Source organism: Rhodococcus sp. SBT000017 (assembly GCF_003688915.1).
Classification (GTDB): domain Bacteria; phylum Actinomycetota; class Actinomycetes; order Mycobacteriales; family Mycobacteriaceae; genus Rhodococcoides.
Genome location: NZ_REFU01000001.1, coordinates 2,686,607 through 2,713,066 on the forward strand (window position 1 = coordinate 2,686,607; position 26,460 = coordinate 2,713,066).

Annotated in this window: 26 protein-coding genes and 1 tRNA gene; 14 read left to right on the plus strand and 13 right to left on the minus strand. The window is 64.0% G+C overall.

The window, feature by feature from the left end; translation table 11 throughout:
* The first annotated feature begins 106 nt into the window (after nt 1-106).
* The 3 genes from AYK61_RS12425 to AYK61_RS12435 are packed head-to-tail and all read left to right on the plus strand — an operon-like array spanning nt 107 to nt 3,053.
* On the plus strand, nt 107-505 hold the full coding sequence (locus AYK61_RS12425) for a metalloregulator ArsR/SmtB family transcription factor (protein ID WP_121870983.1): 399 nt from the start codon (nt 107-109) through the stop codon (nt 503-505).
* Complete coding sequence (locus AYK61_RS12430; RefSeq protein ID WP_121870984.1) at nt 498-2,705, plus strand: cation-translocating P-type ATPase; 2,208 nt, start codon at nt 498-500, stop codon at nt 2,703-2,705. The genes AYK61_RS12425 and AYK61_RS12430 overlap by 8 nt, the downstream gene beginning before the upstream one ends.
* Before the next feature lie 6 nt (nt 2,706-2,711).
* Nucleotides 2,712-3,053: a DUF3703 domain-containing protein gene (locus tag AYK61_RS12435; protein ID WP_259468029.1), complete on the plus strand. Its 342-nt coding sequence runs from the start codon at nt 2,712-2,714 to the stop codon at nt 3,051-3,053.
* A gap of 9 nt (nt 3,054-3,062) precedes the next feature.
* On the opposite strand, the gene ccsB is transcribed toward AYK61_RS12435, so the two are convergent.
* Genes ccsB through lnt form a run of 3 tightly spaced genes read right to left on the minus strand, consistent with a single transcriptional unit; the run spans nt 3,063 to nt 7,296 of the window.
* The gene (ccsB, locus tag AYK61_RS12440) at nt 3,063-4,025 is read right to left on the minus strand and encodes a c-type cytochrome biogenesis protein CcsB (protein ID WP_121870985.1); all 963 of its coding nucleotides are present in this window, start codon (nt 4,023-4,025) and stop codon (nt 3,063-3,065) included.
* Between the two features lie 4 nt (nt 4,026-4,029).
* On the minus strand, nt 4,030-5,655 hold the full coding sequence (locus AYK61_RS12445; RefSeq protein ID WP_183130250.1) for a cytochrome c biogenesis protein ResB: 1,626 nt from the start codon (nt 5,653-5,655) through the stop codon (nt 4,030-4,032).
* A gap of 27 nt (nt 5,656-5,682) precedes the next feature.
* Nucleotides 5,683-7,296, minus strand: a complete 1,614-nt coding sequence (lnt, locus tag AYK61_RS12450; RefSeq protein WP_121870986.1) for an apolipoprotein N-acyltransferase — start codon at nt 7,294-7,296, stop codon at nt 5,683-5,685.
* 106 nt (nt 7,297-7,402) lie between these two features.
* Here lnt and lspA point away from each other — a divergent pair, with 106 nt between their 5' ends.
* Nucleotides 7,403-7,969: a signal peptidase II gene (gene lspA, locus AYK61_RS12455; protein WP_259468030.1), complete on the plus strand. Its 567-nt coding sequence runs from the start codon at nt 7,403-7,405 to the stop codon at nt 7,967-7,969.
* A gap of 177 nt (nt 7,970-8,146) precedes the next feature.
* Here lspA and AYK61_RS12460 read toward each other — a convergent pair whose 3' ends face one another.
* Nucleotides 8,147-9,070, minus strand: a complete 924-nt coding sequence (locus AYK61_RS12460) for a cation diffusion facilitator family transporter (RefSeq protein WP_121872700.1) — start codon at nt 9,068-9,070, stop codon at nt 8,147-8,149.
* Nucleotides 9,071-9,261: 191 nt separating this feature from the next.
* Here AYK61_RS12460 and AYK61_RS12465 point away from each other — a divergent pair, with 191 nt between their 5' ends.
* The 8 genes from AYK61_RS12465 to AYK61_RS12500 all read left to right on the plus strand — a co-directional run bounded on the left by AYK61_RS12465 (nt 9,262) and on the right by AYK61_RS12500 (nt 17,816).
* Entirely contained in the window at nt 9,262-11,286 is a 2,025-nt protein-coding gene (locus AYK61_RS12465) for a cytochrome c oxidase assembly protein (protein WP_121872701.1), read from the plus strand.
* A gap of 502 nt (nt 11,287-11,788) precedes the next feature.
* Nucleotides 11,789-12,586, plus strand: a complete 798-nt coding sequence (locus AYK61_RS12470; protein WP_121872702.1) for a M23 family metallopeptidase — start codon at nt 11,789-11,791, stop codon at nt 12,584-12,586.
* Nucleotides 12,587-12,611: 25 nt separating this feature from the next.
* The gene (locus AYK61_RS12475) at nt 12,612-12,965 is read left to right on the plus strand and encodes a BlaI/MecI/CopY family transcriptional regulator (RefSeq protein WP_032382574.1); all 354 of its coding nucleotides are present in this window, start codon (nt 12,612-12,614) and stop codon (nt 12,963-12,965) included.
* On the plus strand, nt 12,962-13,918 hold the full coding sequence (locus AYK61_RS12480; protein WP_094650929.1) for a M56 family metallopeptidase: 957 nt from the start codon (nt 12,962-12,964) through the stop codon (nt 13,916-13,918). Before AYK61_RS12475 ends, AYK61_RS12480 begins: the two co-directional genes overlap by 4 nt.
* Nucleotides 13,919-14,002: 84 nt before the next feature.
* Nucleotides 14,003-15,775, plus strand: a complete 1,773-nt coding sequence (gene ctaD, locus AYK61_RS12485) for a cytochrome c oxidase subunit I (protein ID WP_094650930.1) — start codon at nt 14,003-14,005, stop codon at nt 15,773-15,775.
* 94 nt (nt 15,776-15,869) lie between these two features.
* A complete protein-coding gene (locus tag AYK61_RS12490; protein ID WP_037107040.1) occupies nt 15,870-16,469 on the plus strand; it encodes a copper resistance CopC family protein in 600 nt (199 codons plus the stop codon).
* Between the two features lie 10 nt (nt 16,470-16,479).
* Entirely contained in the window at nt 16,480-17,442 is a 963-nt protein-coding gene (locus AYK61_RS12495) for a cytochrome c oxidase assembly protein (protein ID WP_094650931.1), read from the plus strand.
* Nucleotides 17,443-17,558: 116 nt separating this feature from the next.
* On the plus strand, nt 17,559-17,816 hold the full coding sequence (locus AYK61_RS12500; protein WP_052057734.1) for a DUF4229 domain-containing protein: 258 nt from the start codon (nt 17,559-17,561) through the stop codon (nt 17,814-17,816).
* A gap of 206 nt (nt 17,817-18,022) precedes the next feature.
* Here AYK61_RS12500 and AYK61_RS12505 read toward each other — a convergent pair whose 3' ends face one another.
* The 8 genes from AYK61_RS12505 to AYK61_RS12545 all read right to left on the minus strand — a co-directional run bounded on the left by AYK61_RS12505 (nt 18,023) and on the right by AYK61_RS12545 (nt 24,172).
* Nucleotides 18,023-18,358: a hypothetical protein gene (locus AYK61_RS12505; protein ID WP_094650933.1), complete on the minus strand. Its 336-nt coding sequence runs from the start codon at nt 18,356-18,358 to the stop codon at nt 18,023-18,025.
* 329 nt (nt 18,359-18,687) lie between these two features.
* A complete protein-coding gene (locus AYK61_RS12515; RefSeq protein WP_037107051.1) occupies nt 18,688-19,221 on the minus strand; it encodes a DnaB-like helicase N-terminal domain-containing protein in 534 nt (177 codons plus the stop codon).
* A 109-nt stretch (nt 19,222-19,330) separates the two neighbouring features.
* On the minus strand, nt 19,331-19,636 hold the full coding sequence (locus tag AYK61_RS12520; protein ID WP_094650935.1) for a hypothetical protein: 306 nt from the start codon (nt 19,634-19,636) through the stop codon (nt 19,331-19,333).
* 175 nt (nt 19,637-19,811) lie between these two features.
* The gene (locus tag AYK61_RS12525) at nt 19,812-20,378 is read right to left on the minus strand and encodes a hypothetical protein (protein ID WP_094650936.1); all 567 of its coding nucleotides are present in this window, start codon (nt 20,376-20,378) and stop codon (nt 19,812-19,814) included.
* 439 nt (nt 20,379-20,817) lie between these two features.
* Nucleotides 20,818-21,693: a DUF2637 domain-containing protein gene (locus AYK61_RS12530; RefSeq protein ID WP_094650937.1), complete on the minus strand. Its 876-nt coding sequence runs from the start codon at nt 21,691-21,693 to the stop codon at nt 20,818-20,820.
* Nucleotides 21,690-22,040 carry a hypothetical protein gene (locus tag AYK61_RS12535; protein WP_094650938.1) on the minus strand — a complete coding sequence of 117 codons (351 nt, stop codon included), beginning with the start codon at nt 22,038-22,040 and terminating at the stop codon, nt 21,690-21,692. The genes AYK61_RS12530 and AYK61_RS12535 overlap by 4 nt, the downstream gene beginning before the upstream one ends.
* Nucleotides 22,040-22,828 (minus strand): ParA family protein, encoded by a 789-nt coding sequence (locus tag AYK61_RS12540; RefSeq protein ID WP_121870987.1) that lies wholly within the window; start codon nt 22,826-22,828, stop codon nt 22,040-22,042. The genes AYK61_RS12535 and AYK61_RS12540 overlap by 1 nt, the downstream gene beginning before the upstream one ends.
* A gap of 1,131 nt (nt 22,829-23,959) precedes the next feature.
* Nucleotides 23,960-24,172 carry an AlpA family transcriptional regulator gene (locus AYK61_RS12545; RefSeq protein WP_230074464.1) on the minus strand — a complete coding sequence of 71 codons (213 nt, stop codon included), beginning with the start codon at nt 24,170-24,172 and terminating at the stop codon, nt 23,960-23,962.
* Nucleotides 24,173-24,296: 124 nt separating this feature from the next.
* Here AYK61_RS12545 and AYK61_RS12550 point away from each other — a divergent pair, with 124 nt between their 5' ends.
* Complete coding sequence (locus tag AYK61_RS12550) at nt 24,297-24,929, plus strand: helix-turn-helix transcriptional regulator (RefSeq protein ID WP_094650940.1); 633 nt, start codon at nt 24,297-24,299, stop codon at nt 24,927-24,929.
* On the plus strand, nt 24,922-26,136 hold the full coding sequence (locus tag AYK61_RS12555; RefSeq protein ID WP_094650941.1) for a tyrosine-type recombinase/integrase: 1,215 nt from the start codon (nt 24,922-24,924) through the stop codon (nt 26,134-26,136). The genes AYK61_RS12550 and AYK61_RS12555 overlap by 8 nt, the downstream gene beginning before the upstream one ends.
* 164 nt (nt 26,137-26,300) lie before the next feature.
* Here AYK61_RS12555 and AYK61_RS12560 read toward each other — a convergent pair.
* Nucleotides 26,301-26,375, minus strand: a tRNA-Thr gene (locus AYK61_RS12560).
* Nucleotides 26,376-26,460: the final 85 nt, after the last annotated feature.

Below are 26,460 nucleotides of genomic sequence, written 5' to 3' on the forward strand. Positions count from 1 at the left end.
TCAATGGGCCCGATATGGGCGTTTCGACTCGTTATGACACTAACAATCGTACGAACGTTGACTAAAGGACCTTCCCTAACGATCGCATGATTGTTAGATTGTGCCCATGGCCTTGGAACCTCTGGACTCGTGCGATTTGTTGTGTATGGACCTCCCTCACGCCGAGAGGGTTCGCGCTACTCTGCCCGCGCTCGGCGATATCGAACCGGTCGCCGACGCTGCCCGAGCATTCGGCGACCCCACCCGACTGACCATCGCGCTCGCGTTGAACGCCGGCGGGCAGATGTGTGGCTGCGACATCGCGTGGATCGTGGGACAGAGCCAGAAGCTGGTCTCCCACCATCTCCGCAAACTCAAAGCCGCGGACGCCGTCACATCGAACAGAGAGGGAAAGTTGGTCATGTATTCGCTCACCGACCGCGGCACCCGACTGCTCGCGACACTGACCGAGGTACTGCCCACCGCCTCGGCCACCGCCGAAGTCACCGGGGTCGATCATGGCTGACGCGTGCTGCGGACCTACCCCGGCAGCGCCGACCACCGAATCCACTGCTGACGGTGCGGGCACGGGAGGTCCGGCTCCGACCGATGCACTCCCGGGGTTGTGGCAGGTCCGCGAGCTGCAACTCGCCTCGGCCGCCGCGATCATCCTGGGCGCATCGTGGGTGCTCGGTCGAACGGGTGCCGATGCGGTTGCGACCGTCGGCGCTCTGATCGCTGCCGCGATCGCCGCCGTCACCTTCGTTCCCGCGACGGTGAGAAATCTGCGACACGGACGCATCGGTGTCGGCACGCTGATGACGATCGCGCTCCTCGGTGCCATCGCATTGGGCCAGATCCCCGAGGCCGCGATGCTCGGCATCTTGTTCTCCGTCGCCGAGGGACTCGAGGAATACGCGGTCTCCAAGACCCGCCGCGGACTGCGCGCACTCCTGTCCTTGGTGCCGCCGACGGTATCTGTCCTGCGCGGTGGAACCGAGCAGGCCCTGTCCCCCGACGATGTCGTGATCGGGGACATCATGGTGCTGCGGCCGGGTGAGCGAGCTGCCACGGACGGCACCATCGCTCGCGGTTCGACCAACCTGGACGTGTCTGCGATCACCGGTGAATCCGTGCCCATCGAAGCCGGTGTCGGTGACGAGGTGCATGCCGGTGCCATCAACGGCGGCGGGGCCATCGAGGTCACCGTCACCACGAAGGCGTCGGAGAGCTCACTCGCTCGCATCGTGCACATCGTCGAGCAAGCCCAGGACCGCAAAGGGGCCGGCCAGCGGCTCGCAGACCGGATTGCACACCCCCTCGTGCCCTCGATCATGGTTCTCGCCGTACTCGTCGCCGGCGTGGGCGCGGTGCTCGGTGACCCGATGCTGTGGCTCGAACGCGCACTGGTGGTCCTGGTCGCGGCATCACCGTGCGCGCTGGCGATCTCCGTTCCCTTGTCGGTGGTTGCAGCAATCGGCGCAGCAAGTCGCAACGGGGCATTGATCAAAGGCGGTGCAGCAGTGGAAGAGCTGGGCCGCATTCGCGTCGTCGCCTTGGACAAGACCGGCACCCTCACCGCAGGACGACCGGAGGTCGTCGACGTCGTCACCGCTGCGGGAATCAGCCGCGACGCCGCGCTGGCCGTTGCTGCTGCGCTCGAAGCGCGCAGCGAGCATCCACTCGCCCGCGCCGTACTGGCCTCCGTATCGACCGTCGCGGCAGCCGATGATGTCACTGCCATCGCCGGGCACGGCCTGACCGGCACCCTCGACGGAGCCCCGATCAGGCTCGGGAAACCGAGCTGGTTCGACACACACCCCAGCTCCGAGGAGTTCCGCGCCGACGTCGCTCGTCTCCAGAGCAGCGGTGCCACAGTCGTTCTCGTCGAACGCGCCGGAGTTCTGATCGCTGCGATCGCCGTCCGCGACGAACTGCGGCCCGAGGCCGCCGAGGCTGTCCGCCAACTCACCGCGCTCGGTATCGACACTGCGATGCTCACCGGCGACAACGCGCTCACTGCGCAGGCTCTGGCGACCCAGGCGGGCATCACCGCCGTCCACGCCGAACTACTGCCCGAGGACAAAGCGGCCCTGCTGACCGACATCGCGGCCGGACGCAAGATTGCCATGGTCGGCGACGGCATCAACGACGCTCCCGCCTTGGCGACCGCAGATGTCGGTATCGCCATGGGCGCGATGGGAACCGACGTTGCCATCGAGACCGCCGATGTTGCCCTCATGGGGGAAGACCTCCGGCATCTACCGCAGGTGCTGGCCCACGCTCGACGCGCCCGGCGCATCATGATCGAGAACATCGCCTTGTCGATTGCCATCATCGGCGTGCTCGTCCCACTGGCTGCTACCGGTGTCCTGGGCTTGGCCACCGTGGTGCTCGTCCACGAACTCGCCGAAGTCCTGGTCATAGCCAATGCGATTCGCGCCGCCCGCACCACTCCCTTGGACGGGTTCGTGCCCCCGCCCGCGGCGTCCGGTGCCCTCAACGTCACGATCGCACCCGCAGCGGCCTTCGAGGATGCCTGCTGTGCTCCGGCTCCGACGCCGAGGAACACCGCACCTCTCGCATCTGGGAACCTACTGGCCTCCAACACCACAACGTCACCATCGGCGATCGGAGCATACGATGACAGCTCCGGGTGCTCGGATGGATGTACCTGCTGCACATCGACCCCCGCGCACGGCGAACTCTTCCGCGGAAAGAGGTAGAGACCTGTGAGCGGTGATCGAACTGCACGCAGGCTCTACGAGATCGAAATGACCGCAGCAGCAGGGGCATCGACAACAGAGGTGCGCTGGTACCACCTCGAACGAGCACACATCCTCTCGCAGCCCTATCCGTGGTTGCATACTCGCAACCACGCCGCGATGTTGAAAGCTGCGGTGACAGAACATGATCGGCGCGAATCCTGGGGCCAGTTGATTCGGATCGTGGTCGCTGCTCCAGGATCGTGGTCGGGGCGATACCCGGCCGGTAACACCGGCCGGGTCGAGGCGGGACTGATGTCGCCGATGCCCATTCCGCAGGACCTTGCGGACGCGCTGGGGGGCACGTAGCGGGAGTCATCAGTTCAGGCCTGCGTAGGAGTGTAGGCCTGAGACGACCATGTTGATGATGAACAGGTTGAACAGCATCGCCACGAATCCGGCGATGTTGATCCATGCTGCGCGGGTGTTGCGCCATCCGCTGGTGGCTCGGGCGTGCAGGTAGGAGGCGTACACGATCCAGGTGATGAAGGAGACCGTTTCTTTCGGGTCCCAGCCCCAGAATCGGCCCCATGCGGCTTCGGCCCAAATGGCACCGAGGATGACGCCGACGCCGAAGAGTGGAAATGCGAAGATCGTGGTCTTGTACGCCAGGATGTCCAGTGTCTGCGCGGAAGGCAGACGGGCGACGATTCGGCTCATTCTGCTCCCCGAGGCCTCGGGATGCTTCATGCGGATCAGGAACAGCGCGCTCGCAACCCCGGAGATCAAGAACACCCCGCTGCCGAGCGAGACGATCGAGACGTGCACCGGCAGCCAGTACGACTGCAGTGCCGGTACCACCGGTGCTGCGTTGGCGTACAGCACGGTGCCAGCGACGAACAGGAGGATCAACGTCGGCACCAGGACGAACAACCACAGGGTGCGCAGCTGCTTGGAGCGCAGCACCACCAGTGCAGCCAGTACACCGGCCGCGCAGGTGACCGAGACGAATTCGTACATGTTGCCCCACGGCGGCCTGCTGGCGGCGATCCCGCGAAGAACGATCGACCCGACATGCAACGTCAGCGCCACCATCACCAGCCCGAGTCCGGTACGGCCCATGCGTTCGGACGGAACCCGCCGGGGTGCATCGGGAATGCGTCCTGGCGTCGTCGATGTCACTGCGATCACCCGCGTGCGCAGTCGCTCCATATTGTGCAGCGCCGCGCTACGGGTCGATGCGAGCTGGCCGAGGAATGCGATCGCTGCGAGGAGATAGACCACGAAGGCTGTCTCGAAGCTGATGTCGCTCCAACGGGCGAGGGTGTCGTCGATCGGCATGGTGTTACACCGTTTCTCTGTCGTGGGTCTCGGAGACGCTCGAAGTTGTCTGCGGCCAGATCTGTGACCGGAGGGTCTGGAATTCGGGTCCCCAGCCGGCGTGATCGGTGCGAGCCAGGCCGCCCATGTCCACTCGCGAGAGACCGTGTTCGCCAAGGTGGGCCCGGAACCAGACACGACGGCGTGTGATGACCAGGGACACCAGTAGTCCGGTCATCATCGTGACCGCGAACACGAGGACCCACCGCTGCGCGGGGTCGTATCCGACCTGGAGATTCGCGAATTCCTTGGCACCGTCGAACCGGACGAGGGTGCCGTCGGAGAGGGTTGTCGATTCTCCGGGCCGCAGGTTGACCCGGTCCTGCTTGACCAGCCGACCCTGGTTGATCATCTCCTGGTCCAGGGAGAAGATCGACTGCGGGATGCCGGTGTCGAGACCGGTGTCGCCCTTGTAGATGTCTACTGCCACAGCGGGATCGACCAATTCCGGGAAGCGGGAGGAGAGCAGGTTTCCGTTGAATTGCGCGGTGGGCGCGAAGAGTCCTTCGATGGCGATCTGGCCTCGGCGGCGTTCGTCGGCGGTGGCGTAGGTCCCCCCGGGTGGGTCGAATCGCAGCGCGCCGCTGCTGAGGAACGTCGTGGCGTCGTCGGGGCGGAACTGCAGGGCTTCGGTGCGGGTCTGGCCGTCGGGGAAGGTGACGGTGAATTCGGGGGCGTAGCCGTGTCCGGTGAGGTAGATGCGTTCGTCGCCGAGCCGGAGGGGTTCGTTGACTTTGAGTTGATAGTCGCGCCAGGTGTCGGCGGCGATGTCGTCGGCGCTCTGGTAGGAGATGTTCGAGGTGAACATCTCGGCCTGACCATTGTCGAGGTAGTCGGCGGTGAAGTCCTTGACCCGGATACAGAACGGCTCGAGTCCGGTGCCGTCGGTGCTGTTGCCGGCGCGGAAGGAGTCGTAGACGGCGGGAGAGGTGTTGCAGAAACCGGGTCCGTTGTCGGCGATGACGATGACCGAGCCTTCGTAGCCGAACAGTTTGCCGATGGCGATAGCGGCGAGCAGACCGATCAGAGAGAAGTGGAAGAGCAAGTTCCCGGCCTCGCGGGTGTAGCCCTTCTCGGCCGAGAGAGTCAGTGCCCCATCGGGCTCGGGCCGAACGACGGTACGCCACCCTTTCAAGTGCGGCGCGATGTCGGCAATCACCTTCTCGGGGTCACCGGCGAGGGTGCCCGAATGCTGCAACGGTAGTCGAGTGAGGTTTCGAGGTACTCGAACAGGTTGTGCGCGCAGAGCTTTGCCGTGCTCGATCAACCGGGGAGTCAGACAGCCGATCAGGGACACGAACAGCAGGACGTAGATCGCGGTGAACCAGGAACTTGCGAACACGTCGAACAATTCCAGTGTGTCCATCACCGGCCCGAGAGCCGGGCGCGCGGCGATGTAGGCATCGACGGCCTGGGTATTGAGATTGCGCTGCGGCAGCAGTGCGCCGGGGATTGCTGCGGCGGCGAGGAGGAACAGCAGCACCAGCGCTGTACGCATCGACGTCAGTTGTCGCCACCGGTTGCGCAGCATCGCCACTGTTCTGCGCACCAGTCTCGGCGAGTGCGCACCGGGGTGTTCGTCGATCGTCATCTCCGCACGCCCGTCACCGACCACCATCTAAATACTACGCGACATAGTAGTTTGCGTGTTCGGTGTGGTGGAGCGTGGTCGGCGCAGCAGCGAGAACGCCAGTGCCGCAACAGCGCCGGTGGCGGAAATCCATTCCGGAACGCTGCCGGTGATCGTCGCCGGGGTGAGCGTGGCGCTCAGGGACACCTCGGTGACGACAGCTGCGGGGGTGAACAGCTCCGTGCGCTCGACGACCTCCCCGCGTGCATCGATGACGGCGCTGACGCCGCTGGTGGCCGAAACGACGACGCTGCGCCCGTGTTCGACCGCTCGCACCCGCGACATGGCGAGTTGTTGATAGGTCATGTTCGTCCGACCGAAGGTGGCGTTGTTGGTCGGCACTGCGATCAGCTGGGCACCGGCGCGAACGGAGTCGGTGAGCAATGCGTCGAAGGCGACCTCGTAGCAGGTGGCCACCGCGACGGGCACTCCGGCGAGGTCGACGACACCGTTGCCCTGGCCCGGGGTGAAGTTTCCCGCTTGGGCGGCATAGGGAGAGAGTGCCGTGACGATCGCGCGCATCGGCAAGTATTCGCCGAACGGCACCAGTTGTCGCTTGTCGTGCATCTGTCCGGGCCCGCTGGCGGGATCCCACACGATCGAGGTGTTCGTGGTGGTGCCGTCGCCCTGGCGTAGCACCGTGCCGACGAGAATGGGCACTCCGACGGCGCGGGCTGCGGCGTCGATACGTGCGGCGGCATCGGGGTTGCGCAGAGGGTCGATGTCGGAGGAGTTCTCCGGCCAGATGACCAGATCGGGTGCGCGTACGCGGCCGGAGTCGATGTCGTCGGCGAGCTCGATGGTGCGCTGAACGTGGTTGTCGAGCACTGCTCGTCGTTGGGCGTTGAAGTCGAGACCGAGCCGCGGGACGTTGCCTTGCACCAAGGCGACGGTGACCGTGTCCTGCTGCGGTGGAGCGAACAGTGGAGCTACCACCGCGAGCGCCCCTACAGCAGTGGCCGCACCGATGCACGACGCTGCTGCAGTTCTGCGGGTGATGCGATCGGAAGCGATGGCACCGGCCAGAGCGGACCCGATCAGCACCACGACGAACGACAACCCCGGCGCGCCGATCAACGCAGCCAGAGGCAGCAGCGGCCCGTCGGATTGACCGAATGCGATGCGGCCCCAGGGGAATCCGCCGAACGGGATCCGAGATCGTGCCGCTTCCATCGCCACCCAGGCGCTCGCCACCCAGACCGGCCCCCACGGCAGTCGGGACATCCGATCCGCTACTGCGCCGAACATCGCCACGAAGAGGGCTTGAACGACGGCCAGCGCCAGCCACGGCACCGATCCGACGTACTCCCCCACCCACGGCAGCAGAGGCACGAAGAACGCCGAGCCGGCGACGAAGCCGTAGCCGGCTCCCGCGAGCGCTCCCTGCCCGCGGACCGCCAGCACCAGCACGGCAATCGCCGCGGGAGCGAGAAACCACAGATCGACGGGAGGGAACGTGGCGTACAACATCAGCCCGGACGACGCGACGGCGAGGAGCCGGATCCACGCGCGGACTCCGTTGCTGCCGGTCACCCACCGCGCCCGGCTCGGGCCGTAGCCGAGAGGTCGAGGTCCGGGTTCGATGTCAGGAGCGGCCCTCATGACGGCACTCGCGTGCAGCCGGTACCGGAGAAGTCTCTGCCGTTCATCAATTACTATGTTGCATAGTATTTGAAGTTGTGGCAACTCTGCGGTGGAGACCGATCCCATGCCGTCGACGCGCAACACCCGTCCGAGGTACACCCGAGAACGAGGATCCGTGAACCGCTCCCCCACCACGTCTCCCACGCGAGTGCGTGCTTACACAGTGACTCTCGTGCTGACATTGGTCGCTACCGCGCTGACCGTCGACTACTGGGCGCAACAAGCGTTGCCCGGCTCTCCGATCGCACTACCGGTCCTCGAACTGCGACTCGCCTTCAACCGCGGAATGGCCTTCAGCCTGGGCGATTCGCTGCCTCTATGGGTGATCGTGTCGGTCACGGCGACGATCACCGCCGGGGTCGCGGCCTACGGATGGCACAGCGCTCGGCACGGGGAGCAGTGGACAACGGCAGCGCTGGCACTGATCCTCGCCGGTGCCCTGTCCAATGTTCTCGACCGGCTTGTCGATGGTGCGGTCACGGACTACTTCCACACTGGATGGTGGCCGACGTTCAACCTCGCCGATGTCTACATCACCAGCGGTGTCGTGGTGCTGATCGGTGCGTCGGTGTTCGTGCGGGATACAGCCGAGAGGCAGCCCGGTTCCGATTCGGCGGCCGCACACACCTGACCGTGGACCTCACTGTCTGCGGCTCCTTCGCCGTGTCGCCGGTGCAGTGCTCGCTACGGACGTCCCTGTGGACCACCGACCGCGCCGCGCAGATCCGTCTCACGACCCCGCGTGACCCGAGCCGGCGGGTTCGCACGACCCCGCCTCACCCACTTCGAAGACCTCGACTGCTCCCTGTCACCACGCCACTTCCCGACATCGCCCCTCACCGCGTGGAGGTTCGACCTGCAGCGTGGCGTGTTCGAGACTGTACTGATCGAGAAGGACCTGTTGAGCGGCAGCGAGCACCGGCGGTGAGGCGGTACCCGGGGTCACGGTCAAATGCGCCGACGCGACCTCCATCCCGGACGTCAGGGTCCAGATGTGCAGGTCGTGCACGTCCTCGACACCCTCGACGGCGGCCAACGACTTCTCGACCGCTGCCACGTCGATGCCCGACGGGGCGTGCTGCAGCAGTATCCGCACGGCGTGACGGCCCAGGTTGAACGCGCGCGGCAGGACGAACACTCCGATGGCGACCGCGATGACCGGATCTGCGTACCGCCATCCGAACAGGACGGTGACCAGCCCGCTGACGAGTACGCCGATCGAGCCGAGCATGTCCGCCATCACCTCGAGATACGCACCCCGAACGTTGAGGCTGTCCTTGGCGCCGCTGCGCAGCAAGGCGAACGCGATGAGGTTCATCACGAGCCCGAGTGTGGCCACCGCCATCACCGGGACGCCGGGGACCTCGGGCGGATTCGAGATGCGTTGCGCTGCTTCGTAAAGAATCCAACCGGCCACACCGAACAGCAGAAGTGCATTGAACAATGCGGCGAACACCTCGGCTCGGTAGAGCCCGAACGTGCGGGCAGCCTTGGTCGATTGTCGCTGCGCGAGTGTGATCGCCACGATCGCCATCAGTATCCCGAACACGTCGGTGAACACGTGTGCGGAATCGGAGAGCAGGGCCAGCGACGAGGTGGACAGGCCGACCACGACCTGCGTCACGAGGGTGACCGCCCCCAGGCCGACGGCGATCCACAGTCGGCCGAGGTGTTTTCCGGAAGCGCTGGCCGGTGAACCCGGCTCGATCCCGTGGCCGTGTCCGTGCCCCATCGCTGCTCCTTCGTCGTGTCCGGTCCGCAGAACGACAACATATTGCGATATGCGCATATATGCAAGTGTTGAAGGATCGTCCGGCGGCCCGGACTCGTACAACTATCATTCGTAGTAGTTCATTGTCGGCGCAGGTCGGACTGCCTCGCGCCTATGACGAAAACACGATCCACCGGGAAGAGGCGGACACCATGGCCACCGAAGCGGCCCGCTCGACCCGCGGCGCAGTGGATCGACGCTCCGGATCGCAGGTGATGGTGCTGTGCGCGGTGATTGCCGCGGTGGTCGCTGCACTGCTCGCCGCGATGTCGACGTCCCAAGCGCTCGTCCTGTTGGGTCTGCCCGATCCCGGCCCGGTCACCACGTTCGGGATTCCGGCGCTGACCGCGATCGGCGAGGTGGCCGCGGTCGTGGCGGCGGGTTCGCTGCTCCTCGCAGCATTTCTCGTTCCGCCTCAGAGGTCGGGTGTGCTCGACATCGACGGGTACGTAGCCGTCCGCACCGCGGCGAAGGCCTCCGCAGTGTGGGCGGTGTGCGCGGCGGCGTTGGTGCCGCTGACGCTCTCGGATGCGTCGGGTCAACCTGTCGGATCCGTTGCGGCGCAACCGGTGCAGTTCCTCGGTGCGATCGGCGATGTCGATTCCTCCACTGCATGGGCCATCACCTCTGCGGTCGCGGCGATCACCGCCGCAGCATGCGCGGCGGTGTTGCGGCATCGGTGGACCCCCGCCTTGTTCGCCCTGTCGATGCTCGCGTTGATCCCGCGCGCGGTCACCGGCCATTCCTCGACCGGCGGCAATCACGACATCGCGACGAACTCGTTGATTCTGCACATCCTCGCTGCCGCACTGTGGGTGGGCGGACTCCTCGCACTTCTCGCTCATGCGCTGCGCGGGGGTGGACACCTCGCCGTCGCGACCCGCCGCTATTCGACGCTCGCTCTGGTTGCGTTCGTGATCATGGCGGTCTCCGGAGTGGTCAACGCTGCCGTGCGAGTACCCGTGACGTCGCTGTGGGATTCGACGTACGGCGCTCTGATACTGGCGAAGATCGCAGCTCTGGCGATCGTGGGGACCCTCGGGTGGATGCAGCGACGACGAACGGTCGGCGCTCTGGCTCACGATCCCGAGAACCGCAGATCCCTGATCACGTTGTCGATGATCGAGACCCTCGTTCTCGTCACCACAGTGGGCCTGGCGGTCGCACTCGGTCGCACTCCCCCGCCCCCGCCGCAGGACGCTTCGCTACCTCAGGCGCACGAAGAGGCCTTGGGCTACGTGTTGGACGGCCCTCCCACCGCTGCGCGGTTGGCGTTCGAGTGGCGTTTCGACCTGGTGTTCGGCTCCGCGGCGGTGATCGCGGCCGTCCTGTACCTGCTGGCCGTGCGGCGCCGCCGGCGGGCAGGCCTGCCATGGCGGAGGCGGTGGACAGCGAGCTGGTTGACGGGCACTGCGGTGCTGCTCGTGGCGACCTCGTCCGGGGTCGGGCTCTACAGCCCGGCGATGTTCAGCGTGCACATGGCGGGACTGACCGCGGTCGCCATCGCCGTGCCGTTGCTGTTGGTCCTCGGCCGACCGGCCACCTTGGTCGCCTCGGTCCTGCCGACCGCGCCGGCAGCCGAGGCACCGGGCTCGCGCGAATGGCTCCGGGCTGCATGGCACAGCCGAGCAGCCCGGATCGCGATCCACCCGTGGGTCAGCACCACGGTGTTTCTGAGCAGCTTCTACCTGCTCTACCCCGGCGCAGTGTTCGACACCGTCGCCGACTCTCATGTGGCACACATGGTGATGAAGGGCTGGTTCCTGACCGTCGGGATGGTGATGTTCTGGGGCACGGTCGGCGAAGACCCGGTACCGAGACCGATCGCGGGACTGACGAAGTTGCTCGCGAGTATCACCGCGCTGGCCGGGTTCGCATTCTTCCTCGTCGTGACGATCGATCTCGAGACCGCGCTCGGAGCGAGCTTCTACAGCGGACTGCGTCTGGATTGGAACGCAGACCTGCTGGCCGATCAGCGGCGCGGCGGCACTCTGGCGTGGGGCATCGGCGAGTTGCCGTTGCTCGCTGCCGCGGTTCTCGCCGCGGTCCGGTGGTCGGCGGCCGACGAGAGCGCTGCACGGCAACGAGATCGCCGAGTCGACGATCAAGGTGATACCGAACTCGAGGCGTACAACACCATGCTCGGTGGCCTGTCCTCTCGGCGGGATCACCCCTGATACCCGAAGAATCCGTTCTCGGTCAGGGTCGCCGCAGCCCGCGGGATGTCCTGCCGAGGACCGTGACCAGCGGTATGGGCGAATCCGGGTCGAGCGGGATGGAAAAACTATGCTCGATAGTAGTAACCTGTGGCCTGACCGTCACCATTTCGTTATCTCGAGCGAGGCCTCGGCCTCGTAGCCACCAAGGATTGTGATCTTGGCCCGACACCGCACACCCGATCCGATCGACGACGACTGCGCAGCGCCGGCGCCGGCGCGCGGCGGCGTGATGTCGATGCCCGTCGGCACCAGGCCGCTGGCGCTCACCGATCGCCCCCGTCATCGGCGGGCCGAGTTCGCACCCTCGCGTTTCGTGACCGAGTCGCCCGCCGATGCCGGGTACTCCGAGACTCTGTCGGAGGACGAGCGCACGCCCTCGGCGCAGACGCCCGCACCGGATGGACCCGCTCACGCGGTCAGCGACGCCTGGGACACCGCGGGCGCGGGCGCTACCGCGTCGATGTGGGCGGCGCACGTGGCCGGTCCGGACGAGCCGACGCACGGCGAGGGTGACCGCGATGTAGTCCAGGCCGTGTCGCGAAGTGCTCGCCGCGGACTTCATCGCCGCCGGGTGCCGAAGCCGGGTGGCCGCGCCATCGCTGCGTCGGTCGCGGTCGGTGCCTTTCTTTCCGCGGCAGCGACGGCTCCGAACACGGGGTCGCAGGACAGTGTGGCGCTCAGCGCTGCGAGTATCGATCGACCTCCCGCCGGCGTCCTGCCGCCGAGCCCGGTCGTTGCCTCACCCCCGCAGGTGTTGCAGTTGCCCGATCTCGATGTCGGCCGGGTCGCGCAGCGCATGACCGAGCAACTCGCCGAGGGGGGAGTTCGGGCGGCGGAGCGCGCTGCACGCGATGCCGAGGCGCGGCGCCCGCTCTCGGTGGTGCCGGTGTCGGGCACATTGACCTCCAGTTCTGGGCCACGTTGGGGGACAACGCATTACGGACTCGACATCGCCAATACGATCGGGACGCCGATCGTATCGGTGACCGACGGTGAGGTCATCGAAGCAGGGCCGGCGCAAGGGTTCGGCCTGTGGGTGCGTATTCGTCAGGACGACGGCACGATCGGGGTGTACGGCCACATAGACCAGGCGCTCGTCACCGCCGGTCAACGTGTGAAAGCCGGCGAGCTCATTGCTACGGTAGGCAACCGAGGCCAATCCACCGGACCCCACCTGCATTACGAAGTGTGGCAACCCGACGGTGCCAAGTCCGACCCGACGGCGTGGCTGTCGGCACGCGGAGTCGATATCACCTGACACGACGAGGAAAGAAGAACTGGCGATGAAAAGGCTCGGTGATCTCGAAGCGGAGGTGATGAACGTGCTCTGGGAATGCGATCGACCGCAGTCGGTCCACGACCTGCGTGAACTCATGGCCGACAGAAACCCCGCCTACACCACGATCCTGACCGTCGTGACCCATCTCCACGAGAAGGGGTGGGTCGAGCGGACCAAGCAGTCACGCGCGTACCTGTACTCCCCGGTGCAGTCGCGCGCGGAGGCCACCTCGCAAGCTCTGCGCGAAATCCTCGACACCAGCACCGACTCGGCCGCCGTCCTGATGCATTTCGCGAAAACCGTCACCGACGACGAGCTCGACGCTCTGCGGGGGAACCTGCCGGACGTGAACCGGTGATCGTCGCGCTGGTGTTGCTCCTCGCGGCGATCATCGCGGCCGTCGCCCTGCCGCGGCCGCTGACCTCTCTCACCCGCACCGTGAGCCCCACTCTCGCCTTGACCGCATGGATCGGCAGCATCGCCGGGGTGCTGTTTCTCGTGGGATCCGCGGTGACCGTGTTGCTCTGGCCCGGCCATGCGCCCGCCGAGGGCATGGTCGAACTCGCCGTCCGCTGTCTGGGCTCACTGCAACACGCGGCCCAGCCGTGGATCGGCGAAGCGGTCGCCGGAGCATCGGTCGTCCTCGCGGCGTCGGCGTCGGCGCGCGTCCTGCGCTCGACTCGCCGTCAACTTCGAGCCCGGTCCAAAGTCCGCGACTATCACCGCGATGTCATCGCCGTCGTCGCTCGCACGGACCCCGGACCAGAACCGATCATGTGGCTCGACCACCCGCTCCCGCTGGCCTACAGCATCGACGGTCGCCCCGGCTACGTCGTGGCCACCGAAGGCCTGCTCGCCCATCTCGATCCCGATCAACAGCGAGCTGTGATCGCACACGAACGAGCCCACCTGCGCGGGCGCCACCACCGCATCGTCAACATCTGCGAGATCCTGGCAGCGGCGTTCCCTCGCGTTCCCCTGTTCGCCGCAGCACCTGCAGCGGTGCGGGTTCTGGTCGAGGTCGCCGCGGACCGGTCCGCGGCCGCGGTCACCAGCGCCGACACTGTACGTTCGGCACTGTCGACGGTCTCGCAGGCGCATTCTGCACGTCCACTGTGGGCACTGGGCCTGATCGGCGAATCGACCACCGAACGACTCCGCCACCTCGATACGAGCGCGCAGATGCCGACCCGGACAGTGCCCGGCGCATACGCTGCCGCCGCCGTACTGCCGCTCGTGGTGCCGGCCGCCATGGCAATCCTCACCCTCAGTGCGATCTCCGCCGCAGCGTGTGCGGCCGTACTGACCTGACCCACCCAAATACTATGCAGCATAGTATTTGAGTTAGGCTGTCGGACGCGTCCTGTAATTCGCGTGCGATTCGAAGGTGGTTCCATGACGGCGCTGACATCTCCTCCGGCTGCGCCGGCGGTTCGCCCCTATCCACCCCGCGGGGCCCGCAAGGGGTCGTTCCTGCACACGATGGTCACCACCACCGATCCGAAGGTCATCGGACTGATGTACCTGGTGACCTCGTTCGGATTCTTCCTCGTCGGCGGCCTCATGGCCTTGATCATGCGCTCCGAACTTGCCGTTCCGGGAATGCAGTTCCTCTCCAACGAGCAGTACAACCAGCTCTTCACCATGCACGGCACGATCATGCTGCTGCTCTACGCCACCCCGATCGTCTTCGGCTTCGGCAACTACATCCTGCCGCTGCAGATCGGCGCACCCGATGTCGCCTTCCCCCGGCTCAATGCCTTCTCCTACTGGCTCTATCTGTTCGGCGCACTGGTCACCACCGCCGGGTTCATCAGCCCCGGCGGTGCCGCCGACTTCGGCTGGACCGCATACACCCCGTTGAGCAGCGCCGTCTACTCCCCCGGTATCGGATCCGACCTGTGGATCGTGGGCCTGCTCATCGCAGGCCTGGGCACCATCCTGGGCGGGGTCAACATGGTCACCACCGTGGTGTGCCTGCGCGCACCGGGAATGACGATGTTCCGCATGCCGATCTTCACCTGGAACATCCTGGTGACCTCGATCCTGATCTTGCTGGCGTTCCCACTGCTGACCGCAGCGCTGATGGGCCTGCTCGCCGACCGGAAACTCGGCACCCACATCTTCGATCCCGCCAACGGCGGGGCGTTGCTCTGGCAGCACCTGTTCTGGTTCTTCGGTCACCCCGAGGTCTACATCATCGCGCTACCGTTCTTCGGAATCGTCTCGGAGATCTTCCCGGTCTTCTCCCGCAAACCCATCTTCGGGTACAAAGGTCTGATCTACGCCACCGTCGGCATCGCAGCCCTGTCCATCGCGGTGTGGGCGCACCACATGTATGCCACCGGCGCCGTGCTGCTGCCGTTCTTCTCGTTCATGACCTTCCTCATCGCTGTGCCGACCGGGGTGAAGATCTTCAACTGGATCGGCACCATGTGGCGCGGCCAGGTCACCCTCGAATCCCCCATGCTCTTCTCCATCGGATTCCTCGTCACGTTCGTCTTCGGCGGGCTGTCCGGAGTGCTCCTGGCGAGCCCGCCCATCGATTTCAACGTCACCGACACCTACTTCGTCGTCGCGCACTTCCACTACGTCGTGTTCGGAACGGTCGTCTTCGCGACCTATGCGGGGATCTACTTCTGGTTTCCGAAGATGACCGGCCGCATGCTCGACGAACGACTGGGCAAGTGGCACTTCTGGATGACGTTCCTCGGATTCCACGCCACCTTCCTCGTCCAGCACTGGCTCGGAGCGCAAGGAATGCCGCGCCGGTACGCCGACTATCTTCCGTCCGACGGGTTCACCACCCTCAACCAGGTCTCGACCGTGGGATCGTTCGTTCTCGGAGCCTCGACGCTGCCGTTCATCTGGAACGTCTTCAAGAGCTACCGCTACGGCGAAGTGGTCACTGTCGACGACCCGTGGGGGTTCGGTAACTCCCTCGAGTGGGCGACCAGTTGCCCACCGCCGCGGCACAACTTCACCGAGATGCCCCGAATCCGCTCCGAGCGGCCGGCGTTCGAGCTTCACTATCCGCACATGGTCGAACGCATCCGCGCCGAGCAGCACGTCGGTGGCCCGCACTCGGATTCGATCGCGCCCTCGGAAGTGATCACCGAAGCCATCGCCGGCCATGAACGATCCGATCCTCCGGACCCGGTGAAATAACCATCGCCGCAGAAGTGACCCACCGCTAAACCGCCCTCCCTACTACTATGACCCGTAGTTGTTGGGTCGGGCTCGATACAGAGGAGTACCCCACGTGAAACGTCTGATGCTGATTGCCGTGATGATCTGCGGGACAGCATTGTTCGCTGCGGCGCCGGCGTCGGCGCACAGCGAACTGGTCAGCTCCGACCCGCCCGCCGATGCCACACTCGACTTCGCGCCGATCGGTGTCGGTCTGGTGTTCAACCAGGACATCAACGAATCGTTCGCGACCATCAGCGTCGTGGGTCCTGGCGACACTCAGTGGGCACAGGGAACGGCCACGGTCGAGGGCCCCGACGTATCGGTCCTGCTCGAGGACGGACTCCCCAACGGGGAGTACACCGTCGGCTACCGGGTCACCTCCGCGGACGGGCACCCGATCACCGGATCGTACGGTTTCTCCGTCGACGTTGCGGCGACCGCCACCCCTCAGGACGCCGCTGCACAGCAGTCGCAGAGCGGTGCGACCTCGACCTCGCCGACTCCTGCTACCACGGCAACGCAGCCCTACGATCCCAACAATCCGTCCGCCAGCGAAGACCGGCCACCGAAACAGAACACCATGATGCTGCTCTCGATCGTGGGCCTGGCTGTGCTCGGTCTCGGTGCCATCGCCCTGACCCTGGTGATCCGAGGCAAGAACAAGCAATGACAGGGTGCCGATGATCATCGCTGCCGTTGCTCCCCCGGAAGGGCCGCCGACGCTGGCAGCGTTGTTGAGCTGGGATCTTCCTCCCCTACCGATCCTGCCGATCGCCGGTGTCGTCATGGCCGGGCTGTACTGCTGGGGGCTCTACCGGGTCCGCGGTCGAGGTATCGCATGGTCGCGGTGGCGGAGTGCGAGTTTTCTGCTCGGTTGCGCGGCGCTGGTCCTGGTGACCGGACTGCAGATCGAACGCTACGGCTACAGCCTGTTCAGCGTCTTCATGTTCCAGCATCTGACGTTGTCGATGACCATCCCACCGTTGTTGGTGGTGGGTTCGCCCGGACGACTTCTCCTGCGAGCCACCGCGCATCACGGAGCCGGTAGGTGGGTACTGATCGCGGCGCTGACGGGGTTGCGTAGCCGCGCCGGACGCATCGCTCTCCATCCCGGGCTGACGATCCCGTTGTTCCTTTTCAGCTATTACGGGCTGTATCTGTCGTCGATCTTCGATGTTCTCGCCATCACAGTCATCGGGCACGTATCGATGGAGATCTTCTTCTTCGCCAGCGGGCTGCTGTTCATCATCCCTGTGCTCGCCGTCGGCCCCCTCCCCGTTCGGCAGAGCAATCTGGGCCGGTTGTTCGACCTGTTCGTCGAGATGCCGCTGCACGTGTTCTTCGGTGTCATCTTGATGATGTCGAGCACCCCAATGCTGGCGACCTTCGCCTTCCCACCCCCGGAATGGGGCATCGATCCGGTATCCGATCAGAAGCTCGCCGGAGCGTTGGCGTGGTCCTACGGCGAACCGGTCGCCCTACTGGTCGTGCTCATCTTCTGCATTCAATGGAACCGGGACGAAAAAGAGGAATCGGCCGTCGCGGATCGCCAAGCCGAAGAGGACGGATACAGCGAACTGAACGCTTACAACGACTTCCTCAAACAGATCGGCACCGAAACCCGGTCCCGCACCGGACGATGACGCCAGACACTCTTACCGGCCTGAATGGAAAGCACGATGAGCCACGACGCACGACAGGACAGCAGATGCCACTGATCCGCACACCCTCAACTGCTCGAGGACGGCTTGCCCTACATGTGCTGGCTTACAACGTCGTGCGCCTGCTCCTCGTGTGCGTGGCCGCAGGAGTGCTTTTGGCCGTCGACGCGCTGACCAGTCTCGACATCCCCTTCGTGTTGGTTCTTCTCATCGCACTCGCAGCAAGCCTGCCGCTGTCGGCACTGACCCTCAGGAAACTTCGCCGAACCATCAACGAAGACATCGATGCAGTGGATCGGAAGCGCACCACGAGACGAGGACCAGCGACACGACCACCCCGTACCAAGAGACCGTGAAGCCGCGTGCGAACTTTCGACACAAACCCGGTCGTCGTTCGGTGCGATGTTCGCTGACTCATTCACAATGGGAAGTCGCTTCTGCGGGGTGACCCTCTTGGGATCGTCGCGCGCTGAAAACTATTGGTCGCACTCCGGCATTTCTGCATCTACGAACTCGAGAAGTTCTTCGCTTTCGATCTGTACCAGTCGACCTATACCGTGAATTAGACCAGCAGGTCATACGCCCACTCGTACACCCAGCGAGGTAACGCAGGTGCGTCGAACGGTGCGGCGGCGAAATTCGATTCGACGCGAACTACGCAGTCGGGGATCGCGTCGACGGTGCGGGAGCCGAAGGATCGAGCAGCGACGATCCACTGTCCGCGGTGATGCACTCGGATCGCGGTCGACACGGTGCACCGCCCATCAGAGTATCCGGCGGTGAGCTGGTGGAATTCCCACTCGACGTGCTGGTTCTGTCCGAAGAAGTGTGTCAGCGTCTCGGCGAAGGATGGCCCGTAGAGGGTCCCTCGGTCGGTGTCGATGCGGATGAAATTCATGGCTTCGGCCTCTTCGAGTCATAGCGGCAATGCGAGGTGTGCGTGGAAAGTTGCTCAGAACAGGGGAATTTGGCTGCGCGCCGCGAGACTGTCGCGGAACTCTTGGAACTTGCTTAGAAGGTCTGAGGCGACTGCCTCGGTGTAACAGATGGACCGCGCAACTTCGTTCAGTGTGTTGCCGGCGGCCAGGGCTTCATCTATCTCATGCCCGGCAGCGAGGTTTTCAACTTCGTCCGTATCTCGATGTGCGACGTCTGCGGCGGCCAACCGGACAGAAGCGAGGGCAGCTCGACGCCGCTCACGGCCCGGCTCTGTCTCTTCCCGCGCCGTCACAGTGTGCTACCGCTGCGGAAGGCGTTCAGGCGGTTTGTCGCTTCACGTTGCGCCCTTCCGATTTCGACGAGCTGGTCGAAGAGGAATTCTTCCGGCGCTTCCTCGGCGATCTGCTGAATTCTGATCCCTGCCTCGAAGAAGCTGCGTCGGTAACTTTCCGACAGGACCATGCCGGCGTAGTCGGTTGCCGATGCTCCGCATGCGTTCGCTGCGGTGACGTCGGTCAGTGTTCGACGCAGCCGTGCACCGCGGTGTCCACTGGCACCTGACCGGACAAGAACGCCCAGAACACTCGCGGGGTCGTGTGGGAGGTTGTCGATGATCAGCCCCTGCACGATGCCATACAGCTCGCGATAAACGGGATCGTGGAAATCGTTGGCCTGCAATGACGCTGCAATGCGGGCGGCCTCGTCGGTGTCCTGCAACCACATCAGTGCGCAGATGACCAGTGCTTCCGATGCCGTCTCCGGATGGTCCGTCAGATCAGCGTGATCGTCGTCGGTGGGTTCGACTGCTCTCAACGGGGTCATCTGTTCGCCTCGTTTCTCTTTGCGGGTCTGTTGCGGGAGAACTGGATTCGGTACTCCGGTGGCGCTGTGCTTGGTTATGCCGCGTTGGTCGTCATTGCGGAGGTGTGGGTCAGATGTAGAGAAGGTTCGGTGGTGCGGTGCCGTCGAACTGCTCGAGGCTGTCGAGGACGGCGTTGTAGTTCTCGGGCCTGCAGCTTCCGAGTCCGATGATGAGGGCACAGGTTCCGTCGAGTGTGACGAGGTAGGACGGCGGCGTTCCGTTGTCGGACGATGCGTGCTCGCGTGCGTCGAGGAGGGCGACACGGACGGCATCGGCGGCGGCGCGTTTCGCACCTTGGAGATTGGGTTCTGCTCCGGTTGCGGTAAGAATTTCGGGGTTGTCCTCGGGGTGTGTGGTGACGGTCCAGGTGATCATCGTTTGGTTCCTCGTCGCTCGTGCCGGCCAGCTGCTTCTAATCGAGCGTCACACGAGGTCCGTAACAAAGCGTTCGCTGCGGAGGCGGTCAGGCGAGGGTGTGGATAACTGTGGTGTCGAGTCAGCCTGTGGATAAACGACGTTCGGCCCCGGGGTTGGGGCCGAACGTGTGGTACTAGACGTCGTCGAAGACATCGAGGAGTTTGGCGGGGTCGCGACGGTAGCGGCTGCCGTCGAGAAATACTCCGACGGCAGCACGGTGAACGCGTCGGAGTTCGGCCATCAGGGTGTCGTACCCGATGCGGTCGGTGATGCGCCACGTGACAGGTCCCATGTGCAGGTCTACCCAGTGGATGGTGCGACGTTGTTCGGAGCTGTAGCGGTGGTGCGGCACTGCTGTGTGTTCGGGGCTGTCGAGCCACAAGACGGAGATCGCAGCGGCCCCGAATTCTGCGCCTGGTTGGGCGGGGTGGGGGGCTTGTCCATCGGCTCCGGCAAGTGCGGCCCGGACGGTGGCAAATCCGGTGATGACTGCGGATACTGTTTCGGCGCTGCGGAAGGTCATCATGACGTGACCTAGTGCGACGATCATCTGCGCTTCGTCGGTTGCTGCGGAGGTGGCGGTGATAGTGGCCTGTTGGGGTCCTGTGACCAGGACGGTTGTGTGGGTGACAATTCCGGTGGTTCGGGCGTTGTGTGCGGCGGTGGTCCGTCGTCCTGTGCTGGAAGTACTCTGCGGCATGTCGGGCTCTCTTTCTGTTGCGGGACCGGCTCCCCCGGCCCTTTCGCTCTGCCAATTTCTTTTGCCGTCATCTGGCTCGAAGAAGAGAAGGCGGCGCACTGGACCGGCGTCCTGGCCCTGATCCGGAAAGTTTTCAGCCGCAGGCGCTTTGAAAAGTTTTCGGAGCCCATCGGGCCGGAGCAAGGCGGAGTCAGGATTAGGTAAGACGGGTCAGGGTGTTGCATGCTCGACCGGAGCCAGATGTGCGAAGGAAATTGTTCTTTCGCAGTGCGAAGCGCAGCGGAGCTCTATCCGGAGACCGCCGGAGGTGGTCCCGGGGCAGCACACGTTTCGACGCAGACTGAGCCACCCGAGGCGACCACCTCCCAGCCATCGACAGCCTGGGGCGATTGCGCGGGAGCGACGGAGAGCAACAAAGCTCGATATCGCGGCAGCCCTTCTATTCTGCGGACATGCGGTCACGCTCGCTGGCTGGCGTGTCATCGAATTCGGCTTGCCCATCCGGGTGGCCCTCGCGGATCCCCGCGGTGACTTCTTCCCACTTCCGATATCGGCGCATCGCGGTCGATGCAACGGAGCCGTCCGTTTCTTTACCGATTCGTGCCCACGACCATTCGCGGTGTGCGTGTCGGAGCCGCGCTGTTTCCGCAACTTCCGGTGTGAGGTCGTCTACTTGCAGTCGAGGCGAGTCCGCCGTGTCGACGTGTTCTCCCCACGTGCCGTCTTCGCCCTCTGAGTGATCCCGGCTTGGGCTGGGGCCTTCGTGGCTGAAGTCGGTGTCTGTCCAGTCCCGCTCCGCTGTGGCAGCACTTGGAGCGAATTCCACTCTGACGGCTCCGCGAGGCGCACGAAGTATGACGGCCAGCACTTCGGTCATCGCAAGGAGCGCAATAGGTGCGATGGTGGCAATACCCGCCGAGACGACGGCCGGAAGCAAGGTCGCACTCAACACTGCGTGGTACGGGTTACCCGCAATCGACGCCGATGCGGCAACACGCAAGATCGTGACGACGAAGCGACGGCCCTTGATCGTGCGGTTGTCCGTGTGGTTGGACAGCGCTATGGCTGTCACGGTTGTCGAGACGATCGCCCCGTCCAACACGACTGGAATCACCCACGCTTCGCCGGGACCTATCCCAGCCCTCACCGCGAGATCCCGCAACACAGCGAAACTGAGCCAGAAGGACGCCCCGGCGATGCCAACTGTCAACGCAATGGCTGTTGCCAGGGCCCACTGCAAAATCGCTGGATGCAGCGCAACGACATCCGACGGCTTCGTTGTCAACGGGATTGCCGCTGAATGTGATCGGCTCATCGGATTCTCGGTCCTCGTGCGAGAGGGCCGGTTCGTTGCGGGAAGGGCGCACCGTCGTTGAATCTGTGGCGCAACAACTCCAAATACTCTTCGATCGCCGCATTGACGAGATCCGACGGGCCCCGCGGCGCGCCGGGTGTTGCGGACAGTGCTTCGGCTGCGTTGAGAAGATCGTCGACGGTGGACTGGTAGAGGTAGTACGAACGCTTCTGTTTTGCGTTGTCCGGTGACGGTTGCGCACCGGTCTCGGCCGCCGAAACGGTGTCGGGTGCGTGCTGCGTGTGCTCCGGCGGGTCGACCGGGCTCGACCCGGCGAGTGCGCTCTTCATACGTTCGGGGCGGCCCATCACAGGTGTCCCCTCGTGAGCAGCGAAAGTGTGTCGCGGTAGATCGTCGACAGGCTGCGAGATTGTGTTGTCCCCCAGTCGATCAGGCTGGTTTGGGCCTCCATCGAGTCCTTGATGACAACACGTTTGGGTACGGCATCGCCGAGAACGTTGATGCTCGCGGCGATCTCGATCAGTTGTTCTCGACCGCTGATTGTCGCGATCTCGTGAAGGTTGACGATCGCCCCGAGCATGTCGAGGTCCGGGTTGTAGCTGCGCTTGACTGCGTCGATGGTGCGCAGTAGCCGCGCGAGTCCATTCGCTGAGAACAGCGCGGACTGAGTCACGACGACGGCGGCGCGCGCTGCCACAAGGGCGTTGATGGTCAGCAGATCGAGGCTAGGTGGGCAGTCGATCAGGACCACGTCGTAGACGCCTCGCACGACGTCGATTGCGTCGCGAAGCCGCCGCTCTCGGCCGGCACCGGCGACGACCAATTGATCGCGGACATAGGCCAGGGACTCGTTTCCCGGCGACGTGGGTACCAGGTCTACGCCAGGCCAGATGGTGGGGACAACAGCATCGGCGATGGTCGCGTTCGACGACTCGGCGAGTACGTCGGCAACACCGACATCGTCGCTCTCGAGCTCGGTCCTGGTCAGGACTGTGCTGGCGTTGCCTTGCGGATCCACGTCGATAACGAGTGCTCGCTTCCCCGCTTGGGCAACGGCGTAGGCGAGGTGAAAGACGGTGGTGGTCTTACCCTCGCCGCCCTTCTGGTTGCAGAACGCAAAGATGTCAGCGGGCATGGTGGGTCTCACTTTCCATGGATGAATGGGACGAACTGGCGGTATTGCGGGTATGGGACGTCATGCACGCCTTGGAACCGAGGGATGAGTCGCACCCTGTAAAAGGGTCGGGTGAATTACAGGTGAGGGGCGCGATGCGTGAGTCGCGTGCCATAGGCGAAAGACGCGCCATAGTGGCATGAGAAGCATTTACCAACAACACATCCCGAGCTTGACTCTCTACCTTTGCAGGCATTGGAGGTATGGCCACTGCGGGATGTATGACGCCCGTCGCCAGCGAGTCATCTGAGGCACTCTTTGCGGGTAATTCAGGTACGTCAGTTTTGCGGAACGCCGCCGCACCGCTAGCGGGAGCGGCCTGCACCGGCGAACTGCCGCGCTCGAGCTGAAGCAGCCAAATATGTTGCTCTGCTTGGATCTTCACGGAATCGACGTTCACAACGGATATGAGTAAGCGAGCGGCGTGGACTGAAAGATCTAGGCCTGCATGACGGTTCGTCATGCAGGATAACTTGGTCATGTCAGCATTGCAGATGGGTCGAGAACTCAATTGGTACCTCCATAGTGGTGACGTATGAAAGACAAGGGACTTCGTTCGTTCCCTCCGGACCCCCCATGGCCCCTGAGCCAATTTCCGCACCCACGTTGTCCGCTCCACGCCCGATAGCCCCGCGCCTCAGTGGGCGCGCGGCTAATCGGTATCGCCACCGGTTCGATGATCAGTCGAGCTGGTGGTGCCTCGGGGCCGGTCTCCGAGGATTTACAAAGGGTGCACAGGCCGGCGGCAGGCTGGTGTTACGTCGGGCTCTGCCAGAAAACGACGCTGCTGCGGCACATCAGGCCTTGCTAGGAAGTCCCGTAGCCAAGGCTTGTGCGGCACGAGCAGAAGAACTCGACCGCGCTGTCGCGGGTCAAAACATGCGTCATCGCCCGCTCGGCCCCTGACCTAAATCGAGGGCGGAGAACGGTGACTCGGCGAAATGTCTTGAATGACTTATCAAGACGCTCTATGATCGGTGGCGAAGCTCCTTCCTCACGGGTTGTGGTTTCGACGCCCTCGGCCTCGGTGCTGGTAACACTGAGATTTTCCGGGGGCGTTTCAGTTTCCTGAGGGACAGTTGGCTCTCGGCCTCACGCGACGCCTGAGCTGGCGTCGGATTGCGCCTCGAGACCTTCGATGTACTCATCGATGGCCGTATCCGGGATCAGCCGGCGCTTGCCGACCTTCACGCTCCGGATTTCTCCGGACGCGATCTTGTTGAAGAAGTTGGAACGTCCAAGTCCCGTGCAAGCCATAGCCTCCGGGACAGACAACAACCGTCTGGGCATCTTCAGCACCTCCACTGAATTGTGTAGTAGAGCCACATTCTGCAGGACATTTCTGGTCAGTCCACGTGGTTCCACCACAGAGTACCAAGTACGTAGCCATCCCACAACGGGGAGACATTCTCCGCTAGACTGCGTAACCATGACGCAGTCGTGGGCGGAATCGATCGTTGCCCGGGTCGCCTCGGAAGTGCGCCGACTTCGAGGTAAAGACCACTCCGCTCTGTCCGCAGCAAAGCTTGCCGACAGGACGGTTGACTTCGGGTGGGGGATCTCGCGATCTGTAGTCGCGGACTTGGAGACCGGACGAAAGAAGAGCTTGGACGTCTCGGAACTCTTGATTTTGGCTGCGGCACTGGGAGTCTCACCAGCACAACTGGTCTATCCGGACCTCCCCAAGGGAAGAGTCGAAGTACTCCCAGGGCTCCAGCAGGAGTCTCACGATGCCCTCCGCTGGTTCAGCGGGGAGGCTGGGCTGATGCGGCCGAGCTCCGAGTGGACCGAGGAGGAATCCGACGCTCCTTTCGAAATGTGGGTACGTGACACCTTCGACCCGAAGAACGATCGCGTTGGGATCACTCGTGAATGGCTTGATGCGTTGAAGGCGATGCGGCGTGCTCGGGTGCAGCTCCGAAGCGGCCTTTCCAAGAATGAATCAGCTGAGCACATCGAGTCGATGCAATATCTGTACGAGGATGCTCGACGGCGTTCGGAAGAGCTCTTTAGACGGATGACCGAACTGGGCATGAACACGCAGGACGAAGAGGATGGCTAGGCAGCAACTGCCGCCACAGATCAAGAAGATCTACGTCACCAATCGGTCTACAGGCAGTACCGAGTTGCGGTATCAAATGACCGTCGACGCTGGTGGTGCCGACGCCACCGGCACCCGGGCGTCGAAGCGAACGCAGTTGCGTCGTCGATTTCTTACGGAGAAGGACGCTCGCGCAGCCCTATCCAAGGTGCTCGAGGAAGTCTCGAAGGGGACATTCGTTCCCTCCTCGACCACCACGGTCGAGGAGGCTTGCGCTGAGTGGCTTGCCGGACGACGCGTACGAGAGTCCACTAAAGCCGCGTACACCCATGCCATTCAACCGCTGCGCGATACTTACGGCGCGCTAGCGGTGCAGAAGTTGACCAAAGGTCACTTGGACGCTCTGGTGAACGATCTGTTGGCCGGCCGCTCGGTCAAGCCCGATGGCCAACTGCGACGTCCGTGGAAGGCCACTTCGATCAATCCGATGCTCAACCTTGTAAGCGCAGTCCTCACCGGGCTGATGCGAGAAGGGCGATTGGTACGAGACGTTGCCGCGCTCGTCGACCGCGCGCCCCGTGTGCACGTCGAGATGCAGACATTCACGGAGGACGAAGTGCAACGCCTCCTGGAAGCATCGACGTGCGATCGGAACGGCCACGCTTGGCTGCTTGCTCTGAGCGGCCTCCGACGCGGTGAGCTGTGCGGGCTTCGATGGAACGATGTCGATCTTCACGCCGGCAGCCTGACAATCAACAACACGCGAGTCTCGGTCAATGGACGTGTCGTAGAGGGCCCTCCGAAGACAGAAAAGTCCAAGCGCACGCTTCCCCTCACACCAGCCCTAAAATCCGCACTCGAAACTGCACACCGCTTGCAGGGTGTGGAACGAAAGAGCTCGACCTACGTCGGCCCTGGCACCTACGTCGTGTCCGACGCTGTTGGGCGACCTTTCCATCCCGATACGGTCAGCGACTATTGGCGCAGGCTATGCACCAACAGCAAGGTGTCCGACATCCGCCTCCACGACGCCCGCCACACGTGTGGGACTCTGCTGCACCTTCAGGGTGTGCCGATTGCCGTCATCTCGGCATGGCTTGGGCACTCGGACAACGCATTCACAATGCGCACCTACGTCCATTCCCAGAACCATGCGCTACTGGGCGCAGCCGACACTTTGCAGTCACTCGTCCAGCGTCGCGACGAGCCATCCGACGATGCGCGTTGACCGGCGTTTGTCCGCAACCGTCCACATAGGAGCAGGCGGTCTCACCAGGCGCTGTTCCGGCGAGTTCTGCGGCACTTGTGACATTCTGTGACACTGAGCTCGCCTAATCGGCAATGAATCTCATTACTAGTAGCTCAAAAAGCCAGTTCAGAACCCTTTTTCAGTGGAGCCTCCTAACGGGATTGAACCGTTGACCGCTCGCTTACAAGGCGAGTGCTCTACCGCTGAGCTAAGGAGGCAGTGAAGCGAAGCCAGCATATCCGTTCATCGGACGCTCAGTCACAACAGGTACCTTGTCCGTGGATCACCCCAGCAACGTGTAAA

Bases quoted from the DNA above. Each gene is read 5' to 3' on its own strand.
- AYK61_RS12425 (WP_121870983.1), top strand. From the start codon at position 107: ATGGCCTTGGAACCTCTGGACTCGTGCGATTTGTTGTGTATGGACCTC.
- AYK61_RS12430 (WP_121870984.1), top strand. From the start codon at position 498: ATGGCTGACGCGTGCTGCGGACCTACCCCGGCAGCGCCGACCACCGAA.
- ccsB (WP_121870985.1), bottom strand. From the start codon at position 4,025: ATGCCGATCGACGACACCCTCGCCCGTTGGAGCGACATCAGCTTCGAG.
- AYK61_RS12445 (WP_183130250.1), bottom strand. From the start codon at position 5,655: ATGACGATCGACGAACACCCCGGTGCGCACTCGCCGAGACTGGTGCGC.
- lnt (WP_121870986.1), bottom strand. From the start codon at position 7,296: ATGAGGGCCGCTCCTGACATCGAACCCGGACCTCGACCTCTCGGCTAC.
- lspA (WP_259468030.1), top strand. From the start codon at position 7,403: ATGCCGTCGACGCGCAACACCCGTCCGAGGTACACCCGAGAACGAGGA.
- AYK61_RS12460 (WP_121872700.1), bottom strand. From the start codon at position 9,070: ATGGGGCACGGACACGGCCACGGGATCGAGCCGGGTTCACCGGCCAGC.
- AYK61_RS12465 (WP_121872701.1), top strand. From the start codon at position 9,262: ATGGCCACCGAAGCGGCCCGCTCGACCCGCGGCGCAGTGGATCGACGC.
- AYK61_RS12470 (WP_121872702.1), top strand. From the start codon at position 11,789: ATGTGGGCGGCGCACGTGGCCGGTCCGGACGAGCCGACGCACGGCGAG.
- AYK61_RS12475 (WP_032382574.1), top strand. From the start codon at position 12,612: ATGAAAAGGCTCGGTGATCTCGAAGCGGAGGTGATGAACGTGCTCTGG.
- ctaD (WP_094650930.1), top strand. From the start codon at position 14,003: ATGACGGCGCTGACATCTCCTCCGGCTGCGCCGGCGGTTCGCCCCTAT.
- AYK61_RS12495 (WP_094650931.1), top strand. From the start codon at position 16,480: ATGATCATCGCTGCCGTTGCTCCCCCGGAAGGGCCGCCGACGCTGGCA.
- AYK61_RS12505 (WP_094650933.1), bottom strand. From the start codon at position 18,358: ATGAATTTCATCCGCATCGACACCGACCGAGGGACCCTCTACGGGCCA.
- AYK61_RS12515 (WP_037107051.1), bottom strand. From the start codon at position 19,221: ATGACCCCGTTGAGAGCAGTCGAACCCACCGACGACGATCACGCTGAT.
- AYK61_RS12520 (WP_094650935.1), bottom strand. From the start codon at position 19,636: ATGATCACCTGGACCGTCACCACACACCCCGAGGACAACCCCGAAATT.
- AYK61_RS12525 (WP_094650936.1), bottom strand. From the start codon at position 20,378: ATGCCGCAGAGTACTTCCAGCACAGGACGACGGACCACCGCCGCACAC.
- AYK61_RS12530 (WP_094650937.1), bottom strand. From the start codon at position 21,693: ATGAGCCGATCACATTCAGCGGCAATCCCGTTGACAACGAAGCCGTCG.
- AYK61_RS12535 (WP_094650938.1), bottom strand. From the start codon at position 22,040: ATGGGCCGCCCCGAACGTATGAAGAGCGCACTCGCCGGGTCGAGCCCG.
- AYK61_RS12540 (WP_121870987.1), bottom strand. From the start codon at position 22,828: ATGCCCGCTGACATCTTTGCGTTCTGCAACCAGAAGGGCGGCGAGGGT.
- AYK61_RS12550 (WP_094650940.1), top strand. From the start codon at position 24,297: ATGACGCAGTCGTGGGCGGAATCGATCGTTGCCCGGGTCGCCTCGGAA.
- AYK61_RS12555 (WP_094650941.1), top strand. From the start codon at position 24,922: ATGGCTAGGCAGCAACTGCCGCCACAGATCAAGAAGATCTACGTCACC.